Consider the following 26,124-nt stretch of genomic DNA (forward strand, 5'->3'; position numbering starts at 1 on the left):
TTTGGTCTTTATTACCGGTATAGGTTCGCCTCGCCCTCTAGGAGTGTGGCGGTGGCGGAGTCTTCGGCGGTTTCTTCGTCCAGGCGGAAGTGGACGCGGACTTTGGCGGCTTCGGGGCTGGTGTTGACCAGGCGGTCGTTGGGGGAAACGTTGTAGGCGTCGCCTTGGGTCATTTCCACTTCTTCCGGCTGGGTGGGGTCTGGCGGTTCTGTGGGGTCGGTCACGTCATCGGGGTCCGAGTCGGAGCTGGTGCAGGCGGTGAGCAGGCCGGCCAGCATAAGGGCAAGCAGCCGGGCTTGAAACGGTTTCGCCAACGCGGCTGTGGTTTGCTCTGTTTTCGTCTGCAGTGTGTTCGCCAAGGTGTTTTTCACGGTCAGGGCGCTCCTAGAAATAGAGATCATTCAGTATATCCGTTTCGATGATGACTTCGACGGCACCATCCTCTCGTTCCAATACTACGCGGCTGCCAGCGGGGAAGCGGGACTCCTTGAGCAGGTCGGAAGTGTCCTCCCATTGGTCGCTCACGGAGTTGAAGCGCTGGTATCGAACGCGCAGCTCCACTTCATCGTCCACTTCCAGCAAGGCGCGCAAAGCCGGATCCGCCGACTCTGGGATGAGCAGCTCGGTACGAATGTGTGCTTGAGCGTCGGCGGATACGGATAGACCGGGGATTCGGCTGAGCAGGTGCAGCAGTTCGTCGCCATTGGTGGCGACTATTCGGTGCCGACTGCGGCCATCGGAGTATGCTTCCACCAAGTGTTCGCTGTTCAGAGTACCGTAGAAGCGGGTAATGAGCACCGGTTGACCCTGCACATCGGCGATCACCCGCGTCCAGGTGCCGGACCGTTCCCCGGCGAACTCAGAGCTCCACTGGGCAGCGCCCTCACCGTCTAGGCCCTGCAGTTGGTGCCGGTGCACGCCATCGTCTGGCAGGGTTACATTCAGCGTCCAACTGTCCGCGCTCACTTGCAGGTTGCCGCTTTCGTCCATGCTGCAATCGTCGATTTCACAAATAATGCCCGGCTCGCCCGGCTGAAAATCAATGACGATGGGCATGGCTTCGGAGGCCGCGGCTTGCCAAGTCAGAGCCACATCCCCTTCCGCTTCTTCAGCACCGGCTACGGCGATGCGGTAGGTTTCGCCGGCCTCGGCTAAAAACCAAAGTTGATCCGCCGCCAGGTATTGCGCGGGTACGCGGGTCAGATTTTCCAGATCATCGCCCACGTATACGGCCAGCACGGTATCAATGTAGCTTTGGTGGGTGCTGAAGCGCATGCGTTCGGTTTCCGGCGCTTGCCACACCCACCACACGCTATTGCCCGAGGTGACCGTTTCCAACTCGGCGGCGTGATCCGGCTCGCCGCTTTCGGTGCTGGCATCCAGGGTGGTGCCCAGGCGGCTGCCGCTGGCACCGCTGATGGGTTGCGCTTGCGCAAAGCGATGGTTGGCGGGTGCGTTGGGGTGATCCGGGTCCGGCTCATTGGGCGTTACTGGAGTTTGGTTCGGCAGCGGCTTCAGGTGCAGGCTGATGTTGTTGAAGGTAACTCTGTCACCGTTGTCCGTGGTCATGTCATCGCCCACGAAACGCATGCGCACGCGGAAGTGCGGATTGTCGTTCACGGAATTTATGTTGGAGAAATCCGCTTCGTACAATTGGTAACTGTCCTCCAACAACGCAAAGGTGTGCCCTTCCAGCCCCAGTGTTCGCCACACCGGCTGTCCAGCGTTTATGGCGTAGTCGATGCGAACGTACTGCGCGGCACCTTCATCCATGGCGGCGAAGCGGAAAACGGGATTGGCCATGCCGGCGGTGGGCATATGGAAGATAAGCGTGTTCTCGCCAGCCGCGCCTTGGAACGGCTGGGTCACTTGCATACCGCGCATGGAACCTTCGGCCTCGCTGAAGTCGAGCCCGTAGTTGCCCTCGGTCTGATAGTTGAGTTCCACGGGCCGGTTGCGCCGCTCCATGGATGCGGTGCGGTCAGTGTCCGGGTAGGCTTCCAGCGCAGATTGAAATTCAATATGCGCACCGGGCGCGATAGCAAAGTGCGGCGCGATGGTTTCCAGTTCGGTGTTGTTAGCCAGGTTGTTATCAAAGAACCAGAAGTAACCCAGTTGCGAGTCCTGCTGCAAATCGAGAGTAATGTTATTGAAGGTTACGCGGTTGCCATCATCCGCGTGCATGTCTTCGCCTGCGAAGCGAATGCGCACGCGAAAGTGCGGGTTATCGTTGACGGCATCCAAGCCGGCGAAGTTAATGGAATACAATTGAAATTCATCGCCTAGCGGGAGTATGGTTTGCGCCAGACCGGCGGTGGTCCACACAGGGTTTTCACTGACAGAGTAATCCACTAGCAATTGCTCAGCCGCGCCTTCATCCACCGCGGCGAAACGCAACACCACGTCACTGTGGCCGGTGGTGGGCAACTCAAGTATCAGTGTGTTTTCGCCTGCATCGCCTCGGAAGGGTTGTTTAATTTGCAGTGCGCGCAGGTTCGCGTCGGCGTAAGGGGTTTCCAACTTGTAGTTGATCGGTGTGGCTCCGCCACGGCGCTCCATAGAGGCGCGGCGCCAATCCTCGTGTTCTTCATCAAAGGGATAGCCTTGCAGGGCCGAGTGGAACACCAGGCGCGCGCTGTGCTCGGTATGGCTGAAGTGGGCATTAATGCTTTCAAACGGCGTATTGTTGGCCATGTCGCCGTCGAACAACCAGGCGTGCAGGAACGATGGTGCTTCCACAAAGTGTGCGGTTACCTCCAGATTGCTGCTGCGATTGACGGTGGTCTTGGCGGGCGTACCATCGGGCAAACCTTCCCAATGGCTGAATCGATAGCCCGGTGCTGGCATGGCTTCCAATTCAATGGGTACGTTGGAAAAATACTGTCCAGTCCAAGGATAAACGGCGTCCCCAACTCCAGGTGTACTGTCGTTAATTTCGATGGTATTAACCCGCACATGGCCACCATTTTGTCCCCGGTCAATGGTTAACTGATAGTCACCACTCAGACCAAAGTAATCGCGTATATGCTGGCGTTGGTGATTGGGGCGCGCGTTGGCGAAATCAGTCATGATTTGGACTTGATAGTGCCAATTGTCAAGGTTTGACGGATGGCTCCAGCGATCGATGTGGTTGGGAATCTCCGGTTCCAGTGTGGCTTTCATGGAGTCGATAACGCCGGTCACATACTGAGAACTGAAATTGGTGTTCAGTAGGTCCGCAAAGCGGTTAATAAAGTCGTTACGGAAATTAGCGTTCTCCAACAAGCTGCGCAACAATAAGGTGGACCAATCCGGGTTGGGCCAATCGGTGTTGCCCGCTTCCGTGGCAAAGGTCAGCGTGTCGCGGGTGGCATTGGAAGCGCCGTCGTACAAGCCGAAACCAAAGTCCGCGTCAAACCAAAGCCAACGCCATCGTCCATCGTGCCCTTCGGGGCTGCCCAGACGATACTCGTCGGTGCGCAAGCGCCAGTAGTCAATATTATTACCCGGCCAGTCTCGGTTGTCCGCGAAAATGTTGGCAATGGTGTAATCCATGTAGTTGTCGGTGTCCACACGGGTTTGTACATAGGCGAAATTGGAATTGACAGTAAGACTGTTGTTTTCGATATAGTCGATCGTTTCCCGGTAATGTGTGTCATCACCTTCACCGATGTCGTTGTAGTTGGTGATGAAATCGACATTGTCCGGATCGACGCCGTAGGTGCGCCCCAGGTAATGGCGGTCATAACGCTCGCGTAAATTCAAAATGCCCCAATACTCGCCATTAAGGTAAAGCGCTGTAGGCCTATAGGCCTGAGTGTCCATGCGCATGCCCTCGCCTAACGCCTGGATCATGGCATCGCGGAACATCGTATAAGTTCGGTCGTTGCCAGAGTTGCGTAACAACAGGCGATTGAAGCCGGTGTCGTCTCGGCCAGGGAACATGGGGTAATTAAAACGGGAATCGCCGTAGGCGTTGCGCGCGTACAGGCGGAAGGATTTGAGTTTACCGGAACGGCTCCAGCCGCCATGCACGCGCACACCTATGTCCTGTTTCAAGGCGGCTTCGCTGCCTTCCGGCTCAAACAGTTCCAGGTGCGCAAGGCGCTCCCACTCCCTTCCACGCATTTGATAGTTGGCCGCCGATGCTCCGTCGGCGTTAAGGCTGGGGTTATTGATACGCCATTCGTCAAACCGGGCACCCGGTACGTAAATGCCGTCGTCGTAGGAGAACAGGCCGTCTTCCTGAACACCTAGGGAAATAATCGTCAATTCGGACGGTCGCTGGCCGTCTTCGGTTATGAAATACGTGTGTGTGGTGATGGGGCTCGGAATGGCGCCGTCCTTAATAGCTCGGGCGCGCACCATGGTGCCTTTGGGGACCGGTTGGCTGGGTAAATAGTACGGCGGATTGTGGTAGCTGGTGGCAATGGCAGAGATGGTGTTGTCTTCATCGGAGCGATCTTGAATCTCCACCGCTTGCGCATAGGTGTGCGAGCGAAATTCCCGCTCAAAAAGTTCATCGGTGGGTTCGCTATTTTGCGTTTGCGGATAACTCATTTTGTACTGGTAACTGGTGCCGTCCAGATTGTTGGCGTTGGGCACGGAGCCATCCAGCGTGTAGACGATAGTCACGTCAGGGTCGGGATGAGTGATTTCCAGATCAAAGGCGTTGTCGTAAAAACCACCCGTCGCGGAGAAGGATGGGGGCTCAAGTATTTCCTGATAGCCGTCGGTGTCGTTCGCCGCACCGGGGGTAGGCTCACTAAAATAAACCCAGTTATCGGCGCCGCTGGGTGAGCGACCCCAGGATACGTCGGTGGGAATCGGCCGTGGCTCCACTTCATCCAGCAAATCTCCCTCAGCGTTATGCAGTAGAATTTCTTCGCCGCTGGCACTGATGCTGAAGTTGGTGTGCAGTGGTTCACCGGGCGTGCGGCGGTTTTTGCCGGAGGCCCATACCAGGAGTGTGTCGCCGGCTTGCAAGGTTACATCGGGGAAGGTCCAGCGAGAGGGGTTGCCGTAGTCGTCTGATAGCCAGTAGCCGTCTAGGCTGACTGCTTCTGTTCCGCCGTTGTACAGCTCGATCCAGTCTTCACTGTCGCCATCTTCATCATCAACGGTAATGCCGTTGGAGGATTGTATTTCATTGATGACGACTTGGCTGTATGCGGGCAGTGCCAGACAGATGAGAAACAGTAGCAGGCTGCGAGCCATGGCTTTTCTCCGGTGCGCTTATTATTCGTGACTACTCAGGCGGTGTTTTAGCGCCTTGAGTTAGCGATAGATCACTTTAGCGCAATTGTTGAGCGATTCCAAATGCGGGGGTTTATGTGGGATTTTTTCGTCAATTGCGAAGTATGGGTCAGTATGGATTCCCGCGTTCGCGGGAATGACGTAGAGGATGCTTTGTGGATACCAAGGCCCCCTTCCCCTGTCATCCTCGCGCATGCGGGGATCCAGTTTTCGAAGGAGCTAGTGTAGCGTCGATTCTGGATTCCCGCTTCGCGGGAATGACGCGAAAGCGGCATTGTGAAGTGGCTGCGATAATTAAAGAATACTGGCGCGGTGCTTAACTTTGATAGCGGGTTTGCAGAGCCGTGTACAGGTCGTCTTTAAAGGTTGGGCGGCTGGCGTCCAGGGTTTGCACCAACTCTACGAGATGCTCATTGTCCTCACGGCCGTCTTGCCAGTTTTTACGGTAGCTGCCGTCTTTGTAGCCGTGATCTTGGCGAAAGAAGTTAAGAACGTTTTTGCCCACGTAGCCGCGATAGAGTGCGTCCAGGTCCATTTCAATACCGGCCATCAGGCGGGCGAACTCGCGCACGTGAAATTGTCGGTCGGCCAGTGTGGCGGCGGCGAAGGCTTCGAGGTCTAAGCGAAAATCGGGTTGATCGGTGCTGATAACCAGTTGCTCGTTAATTTGGGCAATGAGTTCATCTTCAGTGCGTCCGCTTCGCAGCAGGATGCTTAGGCCAAAATGCCAGATGTCGATCAATTCCAAAGCCACTTGTTCGGTATCGGGGCTTTGTTTTTTCCACCACTTCCAGCCGTAGTGATCCATCAGCTCGGCGCATTCCACCCAGATAGCGCGGTAGAATTCGAAGTTCTGCTCTCGCCATTGGGGGTGCACTTTGGTGTTCATGCTGTTTTGCAATTCCAGCATTACGCGTAGCTGCTGCGCCTGGGTGTTACGATCGGCCATGGTGGTCTCTTTATTGTCTTGGGTTGGAATTGCGTTAGTTTATCACGCAATGACTATGAAAGCGGAAGCAAAGGATACCCTACACTCTTTGCCCGTCATCCTCGCGCACGCGGGGATCCAGTCTTGAAGCCTCCTTGTGCCACGGTGCTTATGGATTCCCGCTTTCGCGGGAATGACAGGGAGGTGCGGGAATGACAGGAAGGAGCGGGAATGACAGGGAGAAGCGAGTAATACCGTGCGGAGACTAGGGGTCTCCTTCTCCGTCATCCCCGCGCATGCGGGGATCCAGCGTTATTACCAGCCATCACCTAAAATCAAATTGCGTCATCCCCTCGAAGGCGGGGATCCGGCGCTTTCACCATCCGTCACCCAGAAGCAAATTGGGTCATCCCCGCGAAGGCGGGGATCCGGCGCTTTTACCATCCGTCACCCAGAAGCAAATTGGGTCATCCCCGCGAAGGCGGGGATCCAGCTTTTTGCGGTTTGCCCCAAGCGCGGAGCACCTGGATTCCCGCTTTCGCGGGAATGACAGGGAGGTGCGAGAAGGACGTTAGCGCGAGTGAACAGCGCGTACATTAACTCACCTACTCGTAACAAACGCCTGAGCTTTTGGAAACAAACGATAAAAGTTAGCCGTGGTTTGTTCGGCTAACTGCTCGAAGGAAACGCCTTTCACTTCCGCCACGAACTCGGCTACGTCGCGGACGAATTGCGGCTCGTTGGACTTGCCTCGGTGCGGTACGGGGGCCAGGTACGGGGAATCAGTCTCGACCAATAGTCGGTCCAGGGGCATTTTACGGGCCACATCGCGCAGGGCTTCGGCGTTGCGGAAGGTGACTATGCCGGACAGGGAGATGTAGTAGTTTCTGTCCATAGCTGCCTTGGCCATGGACCAGTCCTCGGTAAAACAATGTAGAACGCCGGCGTGTTCCAGGTCGCCGTGTTCTTTGATCAGTGCGAGGGTGTCGGCGCGCGCATCGCGGGTGTGCACCACCACGGGTAAGCCGGCTTGTGCGCCCGCTTGCAGGTGCATGGCAAAGCTTTCTTGTTGAAGGGCTTTGGTCTCGGGGGAGTAGTGGTAGTCCAGGCCGGTTTCGCCCAGGGCGACGACTTTTGGGTCCTGGCTCCAGTTGACCAGCTGTTCCACGCTGGCTGTGCCAGACTCAACGTCGCAGGGGTGGACGCCCACGGAGGCCACTACGTCTGGGAAGCGGTGGGCGATGTCCAGTACGGCGTGGCGGTTATCCAGGCTGACGCCGATACACAGAAACTGTTGGATGTCCCGTGCGCGGGCCGCGTCCAGGGCGGCGGACAGGTCGCCGTTGTAGGGGTCCAGTTTGAGTCTATCCAGGTGGCAGTGGGAGTCTACAAGCATAGGGTCCGCTCGGTGCTGGGCAATGGAAAGCCGTTGCGCGAGCGCGGCGGCTTCGAATTCAGGGAGCAAATCTTACACTGGCGTCCGGTGGCTGAGTCAAGCCGGGGCGCCGTTTGTGGGAGCTGGGGTGCCGCAGGTGCACCCGCTTTTTACATGGTGTGGGTGGCGCGCTCGGATTCCAGGGAGCCCGCCAAGTAGGTTTCGATTTTGCTGACGGCTGTGTTGTCCTGATCGCTGAACTGAACCCCAATACCGGCGGCGCGGTTGCCCTGGGCACCTTTGGGTGTGACCCAGACGACTTTGCCGGCCACGGGGATTTTTTCCGGCTCGTCCATCAGGTTGAGCAACATAAAGACTTCGTCGCCCAGTTTGTAGCTCTTGTTGGTGGGGATAAACAGGCCGCCATGCTTTACAAAAGGCATGTAGGCGGCATAAAGGACCGCTTTATCCTTAATGGTCAGTGAGAGGATGCCGTTGCGGGCACCGCCGCCAATTGCTTGCATATCGTATCCTGTTTAAAAAATCGCTAAACAAACTTCGCTTCGTCATTCCTGCGCAGGCAGATATCCATTGGCAGTAACGTTACCACTACAATCTGGATCCCCGCCTGCGCGGGGATGACGGGTACCCGAGATACCGTAGCCCTGAGGGGCTCAAAACGTAATTACCCTTTCCTTCTGCCAATTCTCCGGTTCCCCCTCACTCCGTCATTCCCGCGAAAGCGGGAATCCATAGGCAATACGATTACCACCTAACTGGATCCCCGCCTGCGCGGGGATGACGGGTACCCGAGAACCCTGGCCCTGAAGGGCTCAAAACGTAATTACCCTTTCCTTCTGGCAATTCGCCGGTTTCCCCCTCACTCCGTCATTCCCGCGAACGCGGGAATCCATAGGCAACCACGTTACCACTACAATCTGGATCCCCGCCTGCGCGGGGATGACGAGGGTTGGGGTACTTGTCCCGACGCGTCCAATCCCAGCCTTTCTTCCGCTCGATAATTACCCAAGTATATCCGATTTGGGCATACAAAATAGGTCTACTGGCTCCGCTCACGCTGCTTCAGTAAAACACCCCAATCGAGCAGTAACTCCTCCAATAATAGCTGCTTATTGGGGTTGGCGCCGCTGAGCAGCTGTTTTTTTGTGGTGAGCAGCTTTTCCAAGTACCGGTGCAGTACTGGCAGCGAGAGCTGCCGAAAACGCTGTTGAGCCGCCTCAGGCAGCTCATCCATGACCACGCTCGGGGCGCCGACGCGCCAGCGAGCCAGGTCATGCACCCAGCCCAGGAGCCATTCCAAGGTGGCCGCCACGTCGGCGTTTTGCCACTGTGCGGCGAGCGCAATAGCGGATACGCGATCTTCGCTTAACTGGACTAAGCCATCCTGGAGCTGTTCGCGCCACTCCAGGGCATCACCTTCCAGCAGAGCTAGGGCTGTCAAAGGCGCACCGCGCGCGGCGGCCAGAAGGCGCTCCGGTGCCACCTGGCTTCCGGTCATTAGCGGCGTCAACCAACGCAGTACTTGTTCCTCGCCAGGGAGGGCAAGCAGGTGCATTTGGCAGCGGCTGCGGATGGTGGGCATGACCGCACTGGGGGTGTGGCTGATCAGAATCAGCAGGGTGTTTTCTGCGGGCTCTTCCAGGGATTTCAGTAAGGCGTTGGAGGCATTGGCGTTCATGGCTTCGGCGGGGTCGACGATTACCACCTTGTAGCCGCCCTGCTGTGCGGTTTGGCCGAGGGTTTGGATCAGCGCCCGTACGGAATCAATTTTGATGGCTTTGCCGGGCTCTTCGGGCTCTAGCCAGGTGATATCCGGATGGGTGCCGGCTTTCATCAGGTCGCAGGCACGGCATTTGCCGCAGGCGGTCCCGCTGGCGGGAGATAAGCAGAGTACTCGCTGGGCCAGCGCTTCGGCCAGGTGCCGTTTGCCGATGCCTTGGGGGCCGGCCAGCATTAGCGCATGGGGCAAGTGGCGCTGTTCCAACTGCGCGCTGAAGCTTTGCCAGTCGTTCTGCTGCCAGGGGTATGGAAGGGCCGGAAAGTCTCTCATGTTCTCTAGGGTCGCCAGTCTCTTGCCAAAGTCTTCCGACACGCGGCCGGGAATGAGCGCCATGGTAAGGCACCCTTACGAGGATTGCATCTACTCTGCACCTTCGTCATTCCCCGGCTGACGAGAATCCATGTGGACGGTTAGCACCCTAAAAGCTGGATCCCCGCCTTCGCGGGGATGGCGAACGGCCGTAGTGCCATTCCACAACCTTCGTCATTCTCGCGTAAGCGGGAACCCATGTAAGTCCGGGTCCGCTCACCTAAAAACTGGATCCCCACTTTCGCGGGGATGACAAGCGGGCCGGGGGGCAGGCGCAACCGCGCCAGTGCAACGCGCGTTTCGTCTTGGGGCGCTTTCTGCAATAATCCGCACCCGTTTGTGTCTGAGTCGCCCCCATGTCCACCGCCCTGCCCGACATTTTGCACCGCTGCGATGCTTTTCTGATCGTCGATAAACCAGCGGGCCTGTTAACGGTACCGGGTAAAGGGCCCGAGAAGTGGGATTGCCTAATCAACCGACTGCTGCCCGCCTACCCTAACGCGCGCATTGTGCACCGACTGGATCAGCCCACGTCTGGTTTGTTGGTGGTGCCTCTGGGCTATGAGCCGTTGCGGCATATTGGTCGGCAGTTTGAGCAGCGCGAAGTCAGCAAGACGTATCAGGCGGTGGTGAATGGCCTGATGGCTGATGATGAAGGAGAGGTAGATTTACCGTTGATTTGCGATTGGCCTAACCGGCCCCGCCAGATGGTGGACCACGAACAGGGTAAACCCTCCTTGACCCGTTACCGGGTAATGAGGCGTGATATGGAGCGGCAACTGACGCGTGTGGAATTGACACCCGTGACCGGCCGTTCTCATCAATTGCGGGTGCACATGCTTGCGATCGGCCACCCTATTCTTGGCGACACGTTGTATACACCCGGCGCTATTCCCGTCACCGCTACCCGCCTGCATTTGCACGCCTGTACTCTGGCATTTACGGATCCTGGCGACGGTACTCGGGTTTGTTTTCGTTCAGCCCCCGCTTTTTGATGAAAATTTAGCGCATAAACTTTGCTAGGCGCCCGATTCCAGACTACTTTCATATAAGGTATTCGTCATTCCCTTGAAGGTAGGGATCCAGGATTTACCGCCGCTTTGACCTTGCATTCAAAGCTCTGTGCAGACATGGATTCCCGCGTACGCGGGAATGACGAGAGTGGCGGATTAATTGAAGCGGAGCGGTTGGCGACAAAAAGGTCGCATACAGGTCTTTCCGCAAAAACTCATCCGCAACGGCATGGATCGATTTACATTTAATCTTTAACAACATCGGGTCTGCTAATTATGAAAAAAACACTGCTCAGCCTCGCCCTTCTCGCTGCGACGGGAACCGCTTACGCTTCCGATTTAGGCAATGCTCGCCTAGCCGGTTTATCGGGAGCTGGTTATGCCACTGGCAGTTACGCCGATGGTGTGCTGTACAACCCGAGTCTAGGTGCTTCGTTTAAAGAGGGTGACCGGTTTGCTGTGGTGGGAAGTGTCGGTGCGTTTATTTCCGCCGACGTTGAATTGCTCGACGACCTGGACGAGCTGACCGACTTTCTCGATGAACTGGATGCGATCACCAGCTACCAGGATCTTACGCCAGACTTAGCCCAACGCGCCATTAGTCATTTGGAAAACATTGAAGATCAGTACGTCCTGCTCGACGTAGGCACCAGTTTGGTGGTGGCGATTCCAAACAATCTCGTATCCGTTAGTTTTATTCACCGGAGCCGCCTGAGCGCCGATGTGTATACCGTGGTGGACGAGGAAGATTATCTCAGGATCGAAAACGCCATCAATGATTACTTTGATCCTGATGACCTGAGCTCCTCCATCTTCGCACGCGGAGCCGTGATCTCTGACCTTGGCGTGGCCTTGTCCAAGTCATTCAGTCTGGGCGAGGGTCAGTTATTGGTGGGCGCAACACCGAAGCGCGTGACTGTAGAAACCTTTGCCTATAACTCTACCCTGCGCGAATTTGAGGAAGACGACTTCGATGCGGCCGACTATACCGTGAAGAGTTCCAGTACTAACCTGGACGCCGGTGTTACTTACATGGCGGGAAGCATGCGCTATGCACTGGCCGTGAATAATGCCCTCAGTCGGGAATATGAAACAGTGGACGGTGGCGTTATGGAAACTGAGCCACGCATAACCGCAGCTTTGGGTTACCAGACCAACCGCGTGAGCCTGGAAGGTGCGTTAGACCTGGCCGCTAGCCCCGACTTGGCCACAGGCGCTGACCGGAGAAGCCTTCGTGCAGGCGTGGAATTCAGTCCTTTGAGCTGGATGCATTTACGAGCTGGTCTGCAAAAGGATCTGGAGAACAATTTCAGTGATACTATTTCGGTCGGCTTAGGCTTTTCACCCGGTGTGTTTAATATCGACCTAGCAGCCATTTCTGGGGATGATGACTCCGCCGGTGCAGCGTTGCAGATTGGGTTGAGGTTCTAGACTGTTCAAACGCAATACCGAGACAAAAACTGGATCCCCGCTTTCGCGGGGATGACGAGTAACAGTTAAATTATCTACGCCTTTCGTCATTCCCGCGCAAGCGGGAATCCATATACGACCGGAGCTCCGAGCGAAACGCTTAAGCCGAGGCGAAAGCTGGATCCCCGCTTTTGCGGGCGTGACGAGTAACAGTTAAGTTATCTACGCCTTGCGTCATTCCCGCGCAAGCGGGAATCCATATACGACCGGAGCTCCGAGCGAAACGCTTAAGCCGAGACGAAAACTGGATCCCCGCTTTCGCGGGCGTGACGAGTAACAGTTAAGTTATCTACGCCTTTCGTCATTCCCGCGCAAGCGGGAATCCATATGCGACCGGAGGTCCGAGCGAAACGCTTAAACCGAGGCGAAAACTGGATCCCCGCTTTCGCGGAGACGACGAGTAATAGTTAAGCTCTTCTGGATGCCCGCTTTTGCGGGGATGACGGCTGCTAGCCGTTTAGCCGTTCCAGCACCTTCGCAATATCCTTCTGCACAGCCTCCAGCGGTTGACCGGCATCCACCACGGCGTAACGTTCCGGTGCACGCGCCGCCAAATCACGGTAGGCGGCGCGGACTTGTTCGAAGAATCGTACGGTCTCGCCCTCGAAACGATCCGGCTCACTGCGTTGGCGGGCGCGGCTTAAGCCCAGTTCGATGTCGATATCCAAAATCAAGGTCATGTCTGGGCGCAAGTCTCCTTGCACCAGTGTTTCCAACAAGCCAATCCGATCCTTATCAAAACCGCGGCCGCCGCCCTGATAAGCGTAAGTGGAATCGGTAAACCGGTCGCACAGTACCCAGGCGCCCCGGGCCAGCGCAGGCTTTACCACTTGCTCCAAGTGTTGAGCACGGGCCGCAAAAATCAATAACAACTCGGCGGTTGGGGATACGGGCTCGGCCCGGTTGGTCAGCAGCAGGGAGCGAATTTCCTCCGCGAGCGGCGTACCACCCGGCTCGCGCGTTACCACCACTTCCCGGCCCTGGCCACTCAGCCAGTCACGCACAAACGCCAGGTTTGTGCTCTTGCCGACGCCTTCCGTGCCTTCAATAGTGATGAATTTACCCTGACTCATAGCTCTAATCCGATTGTGCTTGACCTTCCAGCGGCGGTAACCACCAAGCTGCCTCTTAGCGACGCAAGTCTACACACTCGCTGGCCGCTAGACGAGCTTGAAAAAAGTTAATGATTCAACTTTACATTGTTAACTTTGTGGTGTTAACTTTAGCTCCATCAGCCCCGAGCATTCACGGCGTTGATCCGCGCGCCGCGCTTACAAGGAGAAGTCTCATGAAAGGTTTTATTCATGGCTGGGCCAGGTTTGTCACCCAATGGCGCTGGCTGGTCATTGCTCTGTTCGCGCTCGCGGCGGGGCTCTCGTTCATACCCATGAATAACCTCTACTACGACAATTCCAATGAAAGTTACTTCGTAACTGGTGACCCCAATCTGGATAACTTTAACGAGTTATTGGATTTGTTCGGTGATGTGGAATACCTGTCCATCGGTGTGGTGGCTCCCGATGGCCACCCTGATGTGTTCACGCCGGAGACTATTGCCGTAGTAGAAGAACTCACCCGCTTTTTGGAGTCGCGCCCGGAAATTACCCAGGTGCGCTCGCTCACCAAATACCAATACACTCACTCCGATGGCGCCATGCTGGCGACGGATGATTTGATCGAGTTTATTGACGACTCGCAATCACTGGCGGAAGCGCGAAACACTATCCTGGGTGAACCCATGGCTTTGGGGTCGCTGATAACGGAAGATCTGCGCCATACACGGGTTGTGGGCCGAATTCGCTATGAGGTAGGCAGCAGCGACAAGAAAATGTCTTTGATGGGCGCACTCAGGGAGCATATTGCCCAGCACGAGTACGAAGCGCAGGGGTACCCGCTTTACTTGAGCGGCCAGCCGGTGTTCACAGAACAGTTTGAAGTGCTCACCAAACGGGATCAAAGCTGGATTCACCCGACCATGGCGGCGTTGATGATCCTGATTTTGTTTATCAGCTTTCGCTCCTTAACCGGCATGCTACTGCCCTGGGCCGTGATTGGCACCGGCATTGTGTTGGTGACGGGCATGCAGGGGCTACTGGGTTGGCCCCACTCTGTGGTTAGCTCTGCTCTGGTGCCGACGCTGATTATCATTGGTGTGGGTATCTCCATTCACGTACTGGTGGAGTTTTACCACTTTCGCACTCAAGGGCAGACGCCGCAGTTGGCCGCGCAATCAGCGGTTGAACACTTGTGGGTACCCGCCTTTTATACGGCCCTGACGACCGCTGGTGGCTTCGCCGCCCTCGGTGTTACCGAACTGGTTCCGGTGCGTCATTTCGCCTGGCTGGGTTCAATAGGCGCGCTGACGTTGTTTTTGGTCGCCATGACATTGATGCCGGCGTTATTGAGCTTCATCACCGCCTTCTCACCTAGAACCCAGCACGCGGTTGATACGGGTCGCATTGCTCGTCTTACCAAACAATTACCGGACTTTACCCGCCGCCATCGCAGGCCCATCACGTTGATCGGCGTGCTGTTTTTGGCGGGTAGCCTGATACTGATTCCACGCCTGGAAGTGGATTCAAACTTTATTACCTACTTCAAGGAGAGCAACCCGACTCGGTCAGATCTGACTTACTTCGATGACGTTTACAATGGCATTCAAAATATTGATTTGCTGATTGATAGCGGCGCAGAAGGCGGCATTCACCGGCCGGAGTTTTTGCAGGAAGTGGCTGAGCTACAATCCTGGTTACAAGCGCAACCGGAAGCCGGGCGTATCAATTCACTGATCGACTTTCACCGGGAGATTAACCAGGCCCTACACTATGATGACCCGTCCATGTATTTGTTACCGGACAGCCGAGAATTGGCCGCGCAATTTCTATTGTTATACGACAATACGGGGCCGGAGGAAGACCTGACCGATGCAAAAGACTTCTATGAGCGCTACCTGCGCGTTACCGCGCCCATTACCAATATGGCGGCCAGCGACACCAGCGCCTTTTTGGAAAGGCTACAAGGCTATATTCAAAGCGAACACCCAGACTTGAGCGTTGAGCTGACTGGCAGCGTGGTGATGTATCACGCTCAGGATGTCTACATTAACCAGGGCATGTTCAGATCATTTATGATAGCGCTGCTGATAATCGGCGTAAGCTTTGTGGTGTTGTTCCGCTCCGTAAAATACGGGCTGGTTGCGCTTATTCCCAGTGTGGTGCCGATTTTAATGACGGGCTCCCTGCTGGTGCTGCTGGATGTCCCCCTCAACTTAGGCACCATGATTGTGGGTGCCATGACCATGGGTATCGCCGTGGACGATGCCATACATGTGCTAAACCGGTACTTGCGCGCTAAGCGCACTGGGGAAAGCACCCACGATGCCATTACACGGGCCATGACAGAGGCGGGTCGCGCGGTGATTTTTACCTCTATTATTCTTGTGTCCGGGTTCAGCGTCATGCTGTTGGGCTCGTTCATTCCGTACATCTATACCGGCTTGTTCGCTGCCACTATTATGGCCCTGGCGCTGGTGGGCGACTTGATTGCCCTGCCCGCCCTGCTCTATTGGTTGGACGGTGAAAAGGAACCGGACTCAGAAGTCTCACAACAATTTTCGGCGTCGGAGGCCAGCCATTCATGAAAGTATTTACCCGATCCTGCGTCCTATTCGCAGCTCTGTTTATGGTGTCGCCCTTCACTGTGGCGGAAACTTTGGACGCCCGCGCCATTATGGAGAAAGTCGACAATCGCTACACCGGTGACTCTTCCGTGGCACGCGCGCAACTGATTTTGATTGACCGCCGCGGACGAGAGCGAGTGCGCGACATCCGACTTTTTACGTTGGAAACCGATGAAGTGGAAAAGTCCATTTCGTTCTTTCTTTCACCCACGGATGTGGCTGGCACTTCCTATATGAATTACGACTACACGGACGACCGTGACGATGATTCCTGGCTGTATTTGCCGGCGCTCAAGCAGGTGCGCCGAGTCGCTGCGGGCGATCGTTCCGGCTCATTCATGGGCAGTGACTTTACTTACTCGGACATCAACGGTGTCAATATTGATTGGTATGACTACGAAATACTGGAGGACGACGCTGAAGTGGATGGCGCCAAGACATGGCTTATTCAATCAACGCCCAAGCCGGAGTTTGCTGATCGTGTAGCCCGAGAAACGGGTTATGAGAAGTCTCACCTGTGGATTCGGCAGGACAATTTTGTACAAGTGCAAGGCCAAATTTGGGTGACGCGTGGTAACCGAATCAAATATTTTACCGCCAGCGATTTGCAACTGATCGATGACATTTGGACGCCTATGCGCCTGCAAATGGTGACCACCCGCAACGGCGAACGCGAACACGCCAGTGTGTTTCGCTTTAGCGAGGTGCGTTATAACGAGCATACGGATGAGAGCTTGTTCACAACACAGTCTATGCAACAGGGTTTATAGGCGGCGGGGAAAGGGAAACCTGTGTTTTAAATCACGCTGACATTACTTCCCTGTAACCATAAAACTGGATCCCCGCCTGCGCGGGGATGACGAATTGTGAGGCACCCCTATGCTCCATCATCCTGGCACACCCCCGTCATTCCCGCGAAAGCGGGAATCCATTGGAGCGTGGCACATGGCGCGATAAAGCTGGTTCCCCGCTTTCGCGGGGATGATAATTAGGGAGCCAACGAAAGTGACTCACCATGAATAGAATGAAAACCGCCTTTTTCTCTTTCGCTCTGGCACTGCCATTCGGTAGCGCCCAGGCCGATTTTTTTGGTGAGGTGGATACCACTAGCCGCGCGGCGGAAGACGAGCCTAGTGCGTGGAGCCATCGCGGCTGGGTACAGCAGAAAACTGGCTACGGGTACCGGACGCCTAGCGAGGGCTTTACCCGACAAGGTTCGGACTTCACTCGCACCGAAACGCAGCTGTACGGACAGCTAACATGGCGTCGTGATAATTGGCGGGTGCGCTTGGCGGGTTCCGTCATTCACGACTGGCTGCCGGAGCTGGAACGTCAGGGCGCTTGGTCCGGCTATGAATTTACTCGCGAACAGCGTCGTGCTCGTGAGTGGCGCTGGGAAGCGGCGGACAGCTACCTCTCCTGGCAGGACGGTGACTGGTGGGTTAAGGGCGGGTACCAGACGCTGGCCTGGGGTGAATCGGAAACCTTAAAGGTCACGGATGTTCTGGCGCGGCGGGACCAACGTTGGCCTGGGCAGGAAGATTTGGAGGATCTGCGCCTGCCCGTTCCCGCCTTGACGTTGACTTGGAACAACCAGCTCGACTTGGTGCTTTTGCCGGAGATGCCCACTGACCGCCTGCCCGCCGCGCGGGAGGAGTTCGACCCGTTTATCCAGTTTCGAGGTGGTGCGCCGAACGAAGCGCCAGACCTACAAGTTCGGCGCGGTAGCTCACCAGGCTGGGCGGTGCGTTGGCACACTCGCCGGCCGGGGCTGGACGCTCAGTTTATGCTGGCTGATGTGTACAGCTTTGACACTCGCCCGACCGGCTTTGGACAGCCCGGAGTGGACCCGGTAGTCCCAGAGGCCGTACCCGGCGATATTATCCTTGAGCCCTGGCGCCAGCAAGTCGCCGGCCTGGCGCTGCAAAGTACGCGTGGTGTTTGGTTGCTGAAGACCGAGCAAGCCTGGCACCGGGGTGTACACCTGCCTTATCAAAACCCCCTTGAACCCTGGGCGGAGCACGACCAATGGCGGGCCATGGTCGCCGCTGAGTACAGTGGCATTCAACGCCTTACGATCACGGGTGAGTTCAGCTGGAGCTACACCGATGATCACAGTGCCGAGCTGGCATCCGACGAATGGCAAACGGGTCAGGCGTTACGGCTCCGCTATACCTTGTTTAATGAGCGCCTGGCGCTGGGCGCGCTGGGCATTCGCTTAGTCGGGGATCAGGGCGACGTGCTGCGTTTTTCCGCCGACTGGGACCCGGTGGATAATTTCTCTGTTAGCCTCAGCGTGATTGACTACCGCGCCTCGGACCAGGCGCAAATGATCTATCCCTATCGCTACAACGACAGCGTTCTGCTAACGCTGCGCCGGGGCTTTTAGCAACCTACCGTTAACGCTGGATCCCCGCCTTCGCGGGGATGACAAATGGGTAGAGAGAATTCGCACGGGCCCGCTCACGTCCTTCCCGCGAACGCAGGACGCATAGAGTAGAGGGCATTCGCTCGGCCCCACACACGTCTCTCCCGCGAACGCAGAACGAATGGGTAGAGAGCATTCACTCGGGCCCGCACACGTCATTCCGCGAACGGGGGGGGGGAATCCAGAATAAATTATCATGCAATGACGCGGCGCTCGCTCGTCATTCCCGCGAACGCGGGAATCCATCGCCTCGTGGCACATATTGATTTCCCAACCCCTTTCTGAAACAGATACACCCACGGTACTGTGGCGAAAGGATGACATCTGCTAGACTGAACGTCAGAGGGCAGTTTGCAGAATTATGAATCAAGTCAAAAAAGCCAATTACCACCACGGCAATTTACGTCAGGCACTGCTGGAAACGGCGCTGGAGGCACTGGCCTCGGAGAGTCTGGACAAGTTGAGCCTGCGCGGCCTGGCCAAAACCCTGGGAGTCACCCCAACGGCGGTTTATGGGCATTTTTCCGATAAAACCGCGTTGCTTATGGAGTTGCGCACCCTGGGCTTTGCTCAACTTAGCGACACCATGGCGGAGTCCCTTGAGGCACTACCTGCCAACAGCCGAGCAGAAGACAAAGTGAAGGCGCTGGGCCATGCCTATATGCATTTCGCCCTGGAAAAACCCCACCTGTTCGACACTCTATTTTCATGGAACCCCGATTTCGAACGAATCACCCCGGAGTGTATCGAGGCAGGCGTGTGCAGCGAATCAATGCTGCGCGACACTCTGATTGAGCTGATTCGTGAGCAAGGCGCCGAGGCTACGGAATATCAAGCATCCGTGGCATCTTTTAGCGCCTGGTCCCTGGTCCATGGCATCAGTACGTTGCTCAAGACCGGCAGCGTGGAAGGCGCCATCTACTGCGACAACTGGCCCGAGACCTTCTCTTCCCGCCATCCTGAAAGCCAAGCCCGCGTAATTGACCACCTTTTGACCATTGAGATCGAGGGCCTGAAGGTCGCCGTGACCAAGTGTCAGGAAGCCGACTGAGCCTTAAACAACAAGCGGGTTCCGTCCAAGCGTCAAGCCGCGTATCATTAGCCTTTCTGTTTTTTGCACATTCAAGGAGCGCCAATGATTACGCTGCATACCAACATGGGTGACATCACCCTAGAGTTAAACCACGAAAAAGCCCCCAAGACCGCCGCTAATTTCAAACAGTACGCCGAAGACGGTTTTTTTGACGGTACGATTTTTCACCGTGTGATCAGCAATTTTATGATCCAGGGCGGTGGCTTCACCGAAGACATGCAACAAAAAGAAACCCGCGACCCCATTGAAAACGAAGCGGACAACGGCCTGAACAACGCCGTGGGTAGTGTGGCTATGGCCCGCACCAATGATCCCCACAGTGCCTCTTCCCAGTTTTTTATCAATGTGCAGGACAATGGCTTTCTGAATCACAGCAATAAAACCCCTCAGGGTTGGGGCTACTGCGTGTTTGCCAAAGTCACCGATGGCATGGATGTGGTCAATAAAATTAAAAACGTGAAAACCGGCAGCAAAGGCGGCCACCAGGACGTACCGGTGGAGCCGGTGGTCATTGAACGCGTAACCGTTAACGAATAAAAACGGCCCACTATGACAACTCTTTTTATCTCTGACCTGCATCTGCACGAATCCAGACCGCACATCACCGAGGGATTTCAGCGTTTTCTGCGTGAACAAGCGCAGAGCGCCGAAGCCCTGTACATTCTCGGTGATTTTTTTGACGCCTGGGTCGGTGACGATGACGACAGTCCCCTAGCCTTGGAAACCGCGGCAGATTTACGCCAGCTTTCCGATCAGGGGGTGGGTATTTATTTGATGCATGGCAATCGGGATTTTTTGCTCGGCGGAGATTTTGCCAGCGCCGCCGGTGCCAAGCTGATTGATGATCCGACTACCATCCAACTGGGTGATCGCCGGGCATTGCTTATGCACGGCGATAGTTTGTGTACGCGCGATGTGGAGTACATGGCGTTTCGTGCTCAAATGCGCTCACCACAGTGGCAGGCTCAGGCGCTGGCGCAACCTCTGGCGGCGCGCCGACAGTTAGCCACTGAGCTGCGCAATCACAGTAAGTCGATGACCAGCATGAAAGCGGAAGACATTATGGATGTGACGCCTGAAGAGGTGGTTCGGGTTATGGAGGAGGCGAACGTCGATTTGCTGATTCACGGCCATACTCACAGGCCCGACCGTCACCAACTGACGGTGAACGATAAGCCTGCCGAGCGTATTGTGCTGGGTGACTGGCACGACCACGGTTGGTGTGTGCGTGCAGAAGGGTCGGAGCTGTCGTTGGAGTCTTGGCCACTGAAAACTGAAAGCTGAAAGCTGAAAGCTGAAAGCTGAAAGCTGAAAGAGTATTCGGAAATTGCGGGCAGGAAAGAATCCCCCGCGTTTTGAGACACGCTGTATATACTTCCCTGTACGCTCCGCGTCGGCGTCCTGCCTCCGAGGGTCTCAAAACGCGGGGGATTCTTTCCTTTAGCTCTGAAAGTACATCCTGTTCTACGAGTTGTGTGGCCTATGGATTCCCGCTTTCTCGGGAATGACCCGATTTCCCATGTAACGTCATCCCCGCGAAAGCGGGGATCCAGTTCTTGAGCCATAGCCGGTTTCTTCAGCTACGCAAGGCTTTTACTGGCCACTTCGTACACATCTTTGGAGATTTTGGGTTCCGCCAAAATACGTTCCAGTTGGGCGCGCATTTGCTCGCTACGCTCACCCGGGTATCGGCGCCAGCGTGTTAATGGCGTTAGTAACCGCGCCGCAATTTGCGGGTTTTCCGCATTCAAGCGCAGCACATGGTTGCCGAGAAGTTCATACCCTTCGCCAGACGTGGCATGAAAGTTAATCGCGTTACCGTTAGAGAACGCGGCCACCAGGGCGCGAATTTTGTTCGGATTCAATGGGTCAAACGCTGGGTGTGATTCCAGGGCCCGCACTCGTTCCATAGTGCCCGGCAGTGGGCAGGTTGCCTGTACCCGGAGCCATTGATCCACCACCAAAGATTCACCCTGCCAACGCTGATAGAAGTCATTAAGAACATCTTCTTTGCGCTCGGCGGCTGCATGGGCGGGGCTATTCACGATTTGCGTGAGGGCCGATAGGCGGTCTGTCATATTACTGGACTGATGATACTGTTGTTCACACAAAGCCACGACGCCAGGGCCTTGTCTCAACATCAGATACTCAAGCGCCAGGTTAGCCAACGAGCGCTGAGCAATGGCTTGGGCACTGACTTCGTAAGCGACGCTGTAATCGTGGTCTGCGTAAACGCTTCGGAACTCCGCTTCCAACTCGAGAGCCAACGCATGGCGCACAGCTTGTCGGCTGTGGTGAATCGCCTCCACCTCAATCTGTTCCATCTGTTCACTGATGTACGCCTCCGAGGGCAGCGTCAGCATGAGTGCAACCATGGCCTTGTCCAAGTGCTCGTCGTTCAGCAGTGTTCGGTAGGCTTCGATGAGCCGGGCATCAACTTTGACTTGAGTCAGGTCTTCGCCACTCAGGTACGCGGCCATAAAGTCTTCAATAACTCTCCGGGCCAACTGCTGACTGGCATCCCAGCGGCAAAAGCCATCGCTGTCCAGGCTCATGAGTTGCGTCAAATTATCGCGGGAATAATCGTACTGCAGTTTTACCGGCGCGGAAAAATCGCGCAGCAGCGCTGGCACAGGTTGCTCGTGAATGCCTTCAAACGTAAACGTTTGCTCTTCTTCGGTCACCTCTAACACCCGGTGCGTACTGGAGGAGTCACCGCCCTCCCCTTGAAGCAACAGCGGTAGCGGCCCGGCGGCGCCGAGCAATCCCATCGCCACGGGAATATGAAACGGCTGTTTACGTCCACACTCGGGCGTTGGGCGACAGCTTTGTCTAATCGTTAAGTGGTACTCATCTTGTTCAGCATCGTAGGAGTCAGACACCTCAAGCAGTGGCGTTCCGGCTTGGGAGTACCAGCGTTTGAACTGCGTGAAATCACGCCCTGACACTTCTTCCATCGCGGCAACGAAATCTTCAGTGGTCACGGCTTGGCCGTCGTGTCGGTCGAAATACAAATCCGTGCCCTTACGGAACAACTCAGGGCCAAGCAGATTCGCCAGCATGCGCACCACTTCGCTGCCTTTTTCATAGATGGTCAAGGTGTAGAAGTTACTGATTTCGATGTAGGAGTCTGGCCGAACTGGGTGGGCCATCGGCCCAGCGTCTTCCGCAAACTGAGCGGTGCGCAACATGCTTACGTCTTCGACACGTTTGACCGTCGGCGAACCCATGTCGGCGGAGAACATGGAGTCACGGTATACCGTAAAGCCCTCTTTAAGGCTTAGCTGAAACCAGTCACGACAAGTTACCCGGTTACCTGACCAGTTGTGAAAGTACTCGTGGGCTACAACGGCTTCCACGCGTTGGAAACCCGTGTCCGTGGTGGTTTCCGGCTTGGCCAATACACACGCCGTGTTGAAAATATTCAGGCCTTTGTTTTCCATGGCGCCCATATTGAAGTCGTCCACCGCTACGATCATAAAGATATCCAGATCGTATTCCCGCCCGTAACGCTCTTCATCCCAGCGCATGGCGTGTTTTAGCGACTCCATGGCGTGCCCGCACTTGTCCAGGTCTTTCTCTTCCACATAGATCTTCAATGTCACCTCCCTGCCGGAGCGGGTGGTGAAGTGATCTGTAATGTGCTGCAAGTCGCCAGCGACCAGCGCAAACAAGTAAGCGGGTTTCTTATGAGGATCGTGCCAGGTGGCAAAGTGGCGGCCGTGTTCTAAATCGCCCTCTTCCAACAAGTTGCCATTGGAGAGCAGCAAGGGGCAGCGGGTTTTGTCTGCCACGATGGTCGTGGTGAATTCACTCATGACGTCCGGGCGATCCAGATACCAGGTGATTTTCCGGAAACCTTCTGCTTCGCATTGCGTGCAGTAAATCGTGCGGGATTTGTATAAACCTTCCAGGGACTTGTTAAGCTGAGGTTTAATTTCTCCCAGCGTTTGCAAGCGAAATTCCTCAGGCGGATTGATGAGTACAAGACTCTCTTCATCGACTCGAAATTCGTGGGATTCCAGCGGCCGCCCGTCTATGGCCACTGAGATCAAATGCATATCTGAACCGTTGAGCGCCAGTTCAGGGACAGGTTGATCCGCGCTGGGGTTACGGCGCAGCGCCAAGTCAGCCGAGACTTGTGTCACCTCGTCTCCAATGTCCACTCGAAGATCCGTGCGATCGATCAAGTAGTCGGGTGCGCGGTAATCTTTGAGTTGAATGGCATTGGGTTGCGCATCTCGTGCGGACATAAGGGGCCTTCCTTTTGTGAATCAGAGGTGACACGTACAAAGCCGGTGGTTCAGCGCCACTTCAGTGGCGCTTCGGCATCGGTTTCTTCAGTTGCGCAAGCGCCGCCAGGTTTGGGCGGAATGTATCCGGTGCGTTCTTCCGGCGGCAGATTTTTTTGCTCGAAGACGATAATGGCTTCCATGCAAAGCTGCCGCTGTTCTGCGCTGAGGTTATTGCCGTCTGGCCATTTCCCCAACTCTACCGCGCGCTTGAGGCGCTGGTAAATATCCGGTGTCACTGACGACAATAACTCTTGATAATTCATGTTTGCACTCTTTTCACGATTGGACGTTTTACTGGGAAGAAAAGGATGCCCTTACCTCTTTTCTCTAAAGTCCGTCATTCCCGCGAATGCGGGAATCCATAGACTGCGTGGCGCAAAACAGCCTTTAACGCTGGATCCCCGCCTTCGCGGGGATGACGATGCATCAATGGCGAGGATTCCAAACACAAAGACGCCTTCAACCTCTACCGAAAATCCGTCATTCCCGCGAAAGCGGGAATCCATAGACTGCGCGGCGCAAAACAGCCTTTAACGCTGGATCCCCGCTTTCGCGGGGATGACGAATAGGGAGGTACGTTGATTTCCTCGTCACCAAAAAATTCGTCTGCGATGTCCGCCTATAGGCATTTGACAACAAAGTTCGCAGTATAACAAAACACTAACGCTTGCTGCCGAGTATTCCCCACGCCATTCCAGCCATAAGACCGCCTACATGGGCGCCGTTGGCTACTGAGCCTTGCATAAATTGGTCGATGATACCGGTCAGACCGATGATGAGAAAAACCAGCATAAACCCGATGATGCCGGGCGGAACGGCCAGTACTGGGTGCGGAGCTTGGCGTTGGCGCATCCAGATGTAACCCACCAAGGCGTAAACCACGCCAGACATTCCACCGAATAGAGACGGCCCGCTCCAATAGTACTGAGCGATATTGGCCAATGTGCCGGTAATCAGCACAAACATTAAATACTGACGCCAACCTACGGCAACTTCGAGACGGCGGCCCAATTCCCAAAGCCAGAGTCCGTTGAATACGATGTGAAAAATACCGAAGTGCAAAAACGCCGGCGTGAACAACCGCCACAATTCGCCACTGCCGATGCCTTCAGCAACGGGGACGAACTCGGGGCCGGTCATGCGCAAGGTAAAATCCTGGAAGGTGAGCATGGGCACCAACACTTCCGCCCAAGGTGTCATAACGGCCAGGGCACCCAATACACTCAGAGCCAGAAGCACCAACGTTAAAGGCGCTTGATTAGGGCTCGGGCCAAAGCGAATGAGCGGAGGTGATTGCCGACTTTGTTCTTGCGGCGCATCAAATTCACCGGAAAGCCAGCGTTCGGTCAGGCTCGCGACCGGTTCTGCCATTGCCGGGTCGTCGACCCAAAGCATTTGCCGATCACCTTCTTCGGTGATGCGGTGGACGAATCCCCTACTGCGCAGGAAACGGCTCAGACCTGATAAATCTTTCGAAATAGGCAGTTGTTTGACTGGAGTCCAACTCACAGGCGCTCTCGTGTTTGATAAAAAAGATCAAGGATCTACGTAGATCCAGACAAATTTCTCTTCGCGCAGTTGCGCTTCGCCATCGAACCGGTAAGCCACCAGGCGCCCGAATTTTACGGCACTGTAATCCAGGCATGCGATGTTGGGCGCTATGGGTTGCGGATGCCCTTTTAGCCAATAATGACCAACAAACAACGGCGGCTCGTCCGGCCCGTAGGTTACCATTTGTTCGCGATGCTCGGGGCTGATGCGGCTTTGTGCCACACCGGGGGGTAACGGGTCGGGCTGAAACAACAGATCGCCATAGGTTTGCGCATCTGGCGCCCAGAACTTGGTGCGAAAGTTGTTCCGTTCATAGCCATCACTGGACACAATACTCATGCCGTCCGGCAAGGGCAAATCCACACCGCTGGTCAGGCGCTGTTTGATGCGCCCTTCCAAGCTGTTGGGGTTGGCGGAGGCCTCAAGGAATTCTCGATTGATATAGCCTTCACCATAGCGCTGCCGATGCTGCTCAATCAGTTGCGCATCCCAGCAAGCATGTACCACTCGAAAGTTTTCGAACTCCAAAAACAATGGCAGGCTCAAAAACCAGTCCAAGTAATCCTGCCATTCTTCCGTCGTATCACCAAACTGCTCTCGAGTTTCCGCCAACTGGCGCGCGTTGCGAGGGATGTGTGGACGAAGATAGTCACGCTCTGGGTCAGCGGACGGGGTGAAGTACGCAAGGGCATTAAATTCATGGTTACCCAGAACCATTTGCGCTTCCCCGGCCTCAACCATGGCGCGCACTAACCGAAGAGCTTCACGTATGTGGGGGCCGCGGTCAATAATGTCACCCAGGAAGACTACCTTGCGCTCTGGATGTCGGTATACGCCTGCCTCCTCCTGGTAGCCCAGTTTTTCTAACAGGCGTTCCAAAGCAAAGCCGCAACCGTGCACGTCACCGATAATGTCATAGCCCTTTGGGGCCGAGCTCCGATCCATCA

At 55.7% G+C, this 26,124-nt stretch carries 19 protein-coding genes; 8 read left to right on the forward strand and 11 right to left on the reverse strand.

Translation table 11 applies throughout. The annotated features are described in order from the left end of the window. Nucleotides 1-11: 11 nt before the first annotated feature. The 6 genes from RBH33_RS14850 to RBH33_RS14875 all read right to left on the reverse strand — a co-directional run bounded on the left by RBH33_RS14850 (nucleotide 12) and on the right by RBH33_RS14875 (nucleotide 9,672). A complete protein-coding gene (locus RBH33_RS14850) occupies nucleotides 12-401 on the reverse strand; it encodes a hypothetical protein (RefSeq protein ID WP_306733002.1) in 390 nt (129 codons plus the stop codon). Beyond that, a complete protein-coding gene (locus tag RBH33_RS14855; protein WP_306733003.1) occupies nucleotides 385-5,196 on the reverse strand; it encodes a CotH kinase family protein in 4,812 nt (1,603 codons plus the stop codon). Before RBH33_RS14855 ends, RBH33_RS14850 begins: the two co-directional genes overlap by 17 nt. 355 nt (nucleotides 5,197-5,551) lie before the next feature. Further along, nucleotides 5,552-6,184 (reverse strand): dUTP diphosphatase, encoded by a 633-nt coding sequence (locus tag RBH33_RS14860; protein ID WP_306733004.1) that lies wholly within the window; start codon nucleotides 6,182-6,184, stop codon nucleotides 5,552-5,554. A gap of 580 nt (nucleotides 6,185-6,764) precedes the next feature. Continuing rightward, nucleotides 6,765-7,559, reverse strand: a complete 795-nt coding sequence (locus RBH33_RS14865; RefSeq protein WP_306733112.1) for a TatD family hydrolase — start codon at nucleotides 7,557-7,559, stop codon at nucleotides 6,765-6,767. A gap of 149 nt (nucleotides 7,560-7,708) precedes the next feature. After that, a complete protein-coding gene (locus RBH33_RS14870) occupies nucleotides 7,709-8,062 on the reverse strand; it encodes a PilZ domain-containing protein (RefSeq protein ID WP_306733005.1) in 354 nt (117 codons plus the stop codon). A 536-nt stretch (nucleotides 8,063-8,598) separates the two neighbouring features. Beyond that, nucleotides 8,599-9,672 carry a DNA polymerase III subunit delta' gene (locus tag RBH33_RS14875; protein ID WP_306733006.1) on the reverse strand — a complete coding sequence of 358 codons (1,074 nt, stop codon included), beginning with the start codon at nucleotides 9,670-9,672 and terminating at the stop codon, nucleotides 8,599-8,601. Between the two features lie 332 nt (nucleotides 9,673-10,004). Here RBH33_RS14875 and RBH33_RS14880 point away from each other — a divergent pair, with 332 nt between their 5' ends. Together RBH33_RS14880 and traF are read left to right on the forward strand one after the other, a co-directional pair. Beyond that, nucleotides 10,005-10,643: an RluA family pseudouridine synthase gene (locus RBH33_RS14880; RefSeq protein ID WP_306733007.1), complete on the forward strand. Its 639-nt coding sequence runs from the start codon at nucleotides 10,005-10,007 to the stop codon at nucleotides 10,641-10,643. 294 nt (nucleotides 10,644-10,937) lie between these two features. Further along, the gene (gene traF / locus RBH33_RS14885; protein WP_306733008.1) at nucleotides 10,938-12,092 is read left to right on the forward strand and encodes a conjugal transfer protein TraF; all 1,155 of its coding nucleotides are present in this window, start codon (nucleotides 10,938-10,940) and stop codon (nucleotides 12,090-12,092) included. Nucleotides 12,093-12,580: 488 nt separating this feature from the next. On the opposite strand, the gene tmk is transcribed toward traF, so the two are convergent. Beyond that, nucleotides 12,581-13,204 carry a dTMP kinase gene (tmk, locus tag RBH33_RS14890; protein ID WP_306733009.1) on the reverse strand — a complete coding sequence of 208 codons (624 nt, stop codon included), beginning with the start codon at nucleotides 13,202-13,204 and terminating at the stop codon, nucleotides 12,581-12,583. A 215-nt stretch (nucleotides 13,205-13,419) separates the two neighbouring features. Between tmk and RBH33_RS14895 the strand changes: the two genes are divergently transcribed. The 6 genes from RBH33_RS14895 to RBH33_RS14920 all read left to right on the forward strand — a co-directional run bounded on the left by RBH33_RS14895 (nucleotide 13,420) and on the right by RBH33_RS14920 (nucleotide 20,615). Then, nucleotides 13,420-15,771 (forward strand): efflux RND transporter permease subunit, encoded by a 2,352-nt coding sequence (locus RBH33_RS14895; RefSeq protein WP_306733010.1) that lies wholly within the window; start codon nucleotides 13,420-13,422, stop codon nucleotides 15,769-15,771. Further along, complete coding sequence (locus tag RBH33_RS14900; RefSeq protein WP_306733011.1) at nucleotides 15,768-16,580, forward strand: outer membrane lipoprotein-sorting protein; 813 nt, start codon at nucleotides 15,768-15,770, stop codon at nucleotides 16,578-16,580. The genes RBH33_RS14895 and RBH33_RS14900 overlap by 4 nt, the downstream gene beginning before the upstream one ends. Before the next feature lie 245 nt (nucleotides 16,581-16,825). Next, a complete protein-coding gene (locus tag RBH33_RS14905) occupies nucleotides 16,826-18,199 on the forward strand; it encodes a DUF1302 family protein (protein ID WP_306733012.1) in 1,374 nt (457 codons plus the stop codon). A 400-nt stretch (nucleotides 18,200-18,599) separates the two neighbouring features. Continuing rightward, nucleotides 18,600-19,289: a TetR/AcrR family transcriptional regulator gene (locus RBH33_RS14910; RefSeq protein ID WP_306733013.1), complete on the forward strand. Its 690-nt coding sequence runs from the start codon at nucleotides 18,600-18,602 to the stop codon at nucleotides 19,287-19,289. Between the two features lie 84 nt (nucleotides 19,290-19,373). Beyond that, the gene (locus tag RBH33_RS14915) at nucleotides 19,374-19,868 is read left to right on the forward strand and encodes a peptidylprolyl isomerase (protein WP_306733014.1); all 495 of its coding nucleotides are present in this window, start codon (nucleotides 19,374-19,376) and stop codon (nucleotides 19,866-19,868) included. A 12-nt stretch (nucleotides 19,869-19,880) separates the two neighbouring features. Next, nucleotides 19,881-20,615, forward strand: coding sequence for a UDP-2,3-diacylglucosamine diphosphatase (locus tag RBH33_RS14920; RefSeq protein WP_306733015.1), 735 nt, complete (start codon nucleotides 19,881-19,883; stop codon nucleotides 20,613-20,615). Nucleotides 20,616-20,911: 296 nt separating this feature from the next. Here RBH33_RS14920 and pepN read toward each other — a convergent pair whose 3' ends face one another. The 4 genes from pepN to RBH33_RS14940 all read right to left on the reverse strand — a co-directional run bounded on the left by pepN (nucleotide 20,912) and on the right by RBH33_RS14940 (nucleotide 26,122). Beyond that, nucleotides 20,912-23,584, reverse strand: a complete 2,673-nt coding sequence (pepN, locus tag RBH33_RS14925; RefSeq protein ID WP_306733016.1) for an aminopeptidase N — start codon at nucleotides 23,582-23,584, stop codon at nucleotides 20,912-20,914. Between the two features lie 50 nt (nucleotides 23,585-23,634). Next, a complete protein-coding gene (locus tag RBH33_RS14930; protein WP_306733017.1) occupies nucleotides 23,635-23,889 on the reverse strand; it encodes a YeaC family protein in 255 nt (84 codons plus the stop codon). Nucleotides 23,890-24,286: 397 nt separating this feature from the next. Continuing rightward, nucleotides 24,287-25,135, reverse strand: a complete 849-nt coding sequence (locus tag RBH33_RS14935; RefSeq protein ID WP_306733018.1) for a rhomboid family intramembrane serine protease — start codon at nucleotides 25,133-25,135, stop codon at nucleotides 24,287-24,289. A 27-nt stretch (nucleotides 25,136-25,162) separates the two neighbouring features. Continuing rightward, nucleotides 25,163-26,122 (reverse strand): metallophosphoesterase, encoded by a 960-nt coding sequence (locus RBH33_RS14940; protein WP_306733019.1) that lies wholly within the window; start codon nucleotides 26,120-26,122, stop codon nucleotides 25,163-25,165. Nucleotides 26,123-26,124 lie beyond the last annotated feature (2 nt).

The organism is Marinimicrobium hydrolyticum, from assembly GCF_030848505.1.
Classification (GTDB): domain Bacteria; phylum Pseudomonadota; class Gammaproteobacteria; order Pseudomonadales; family Cellvibrionaceae; genus JAVDDU01.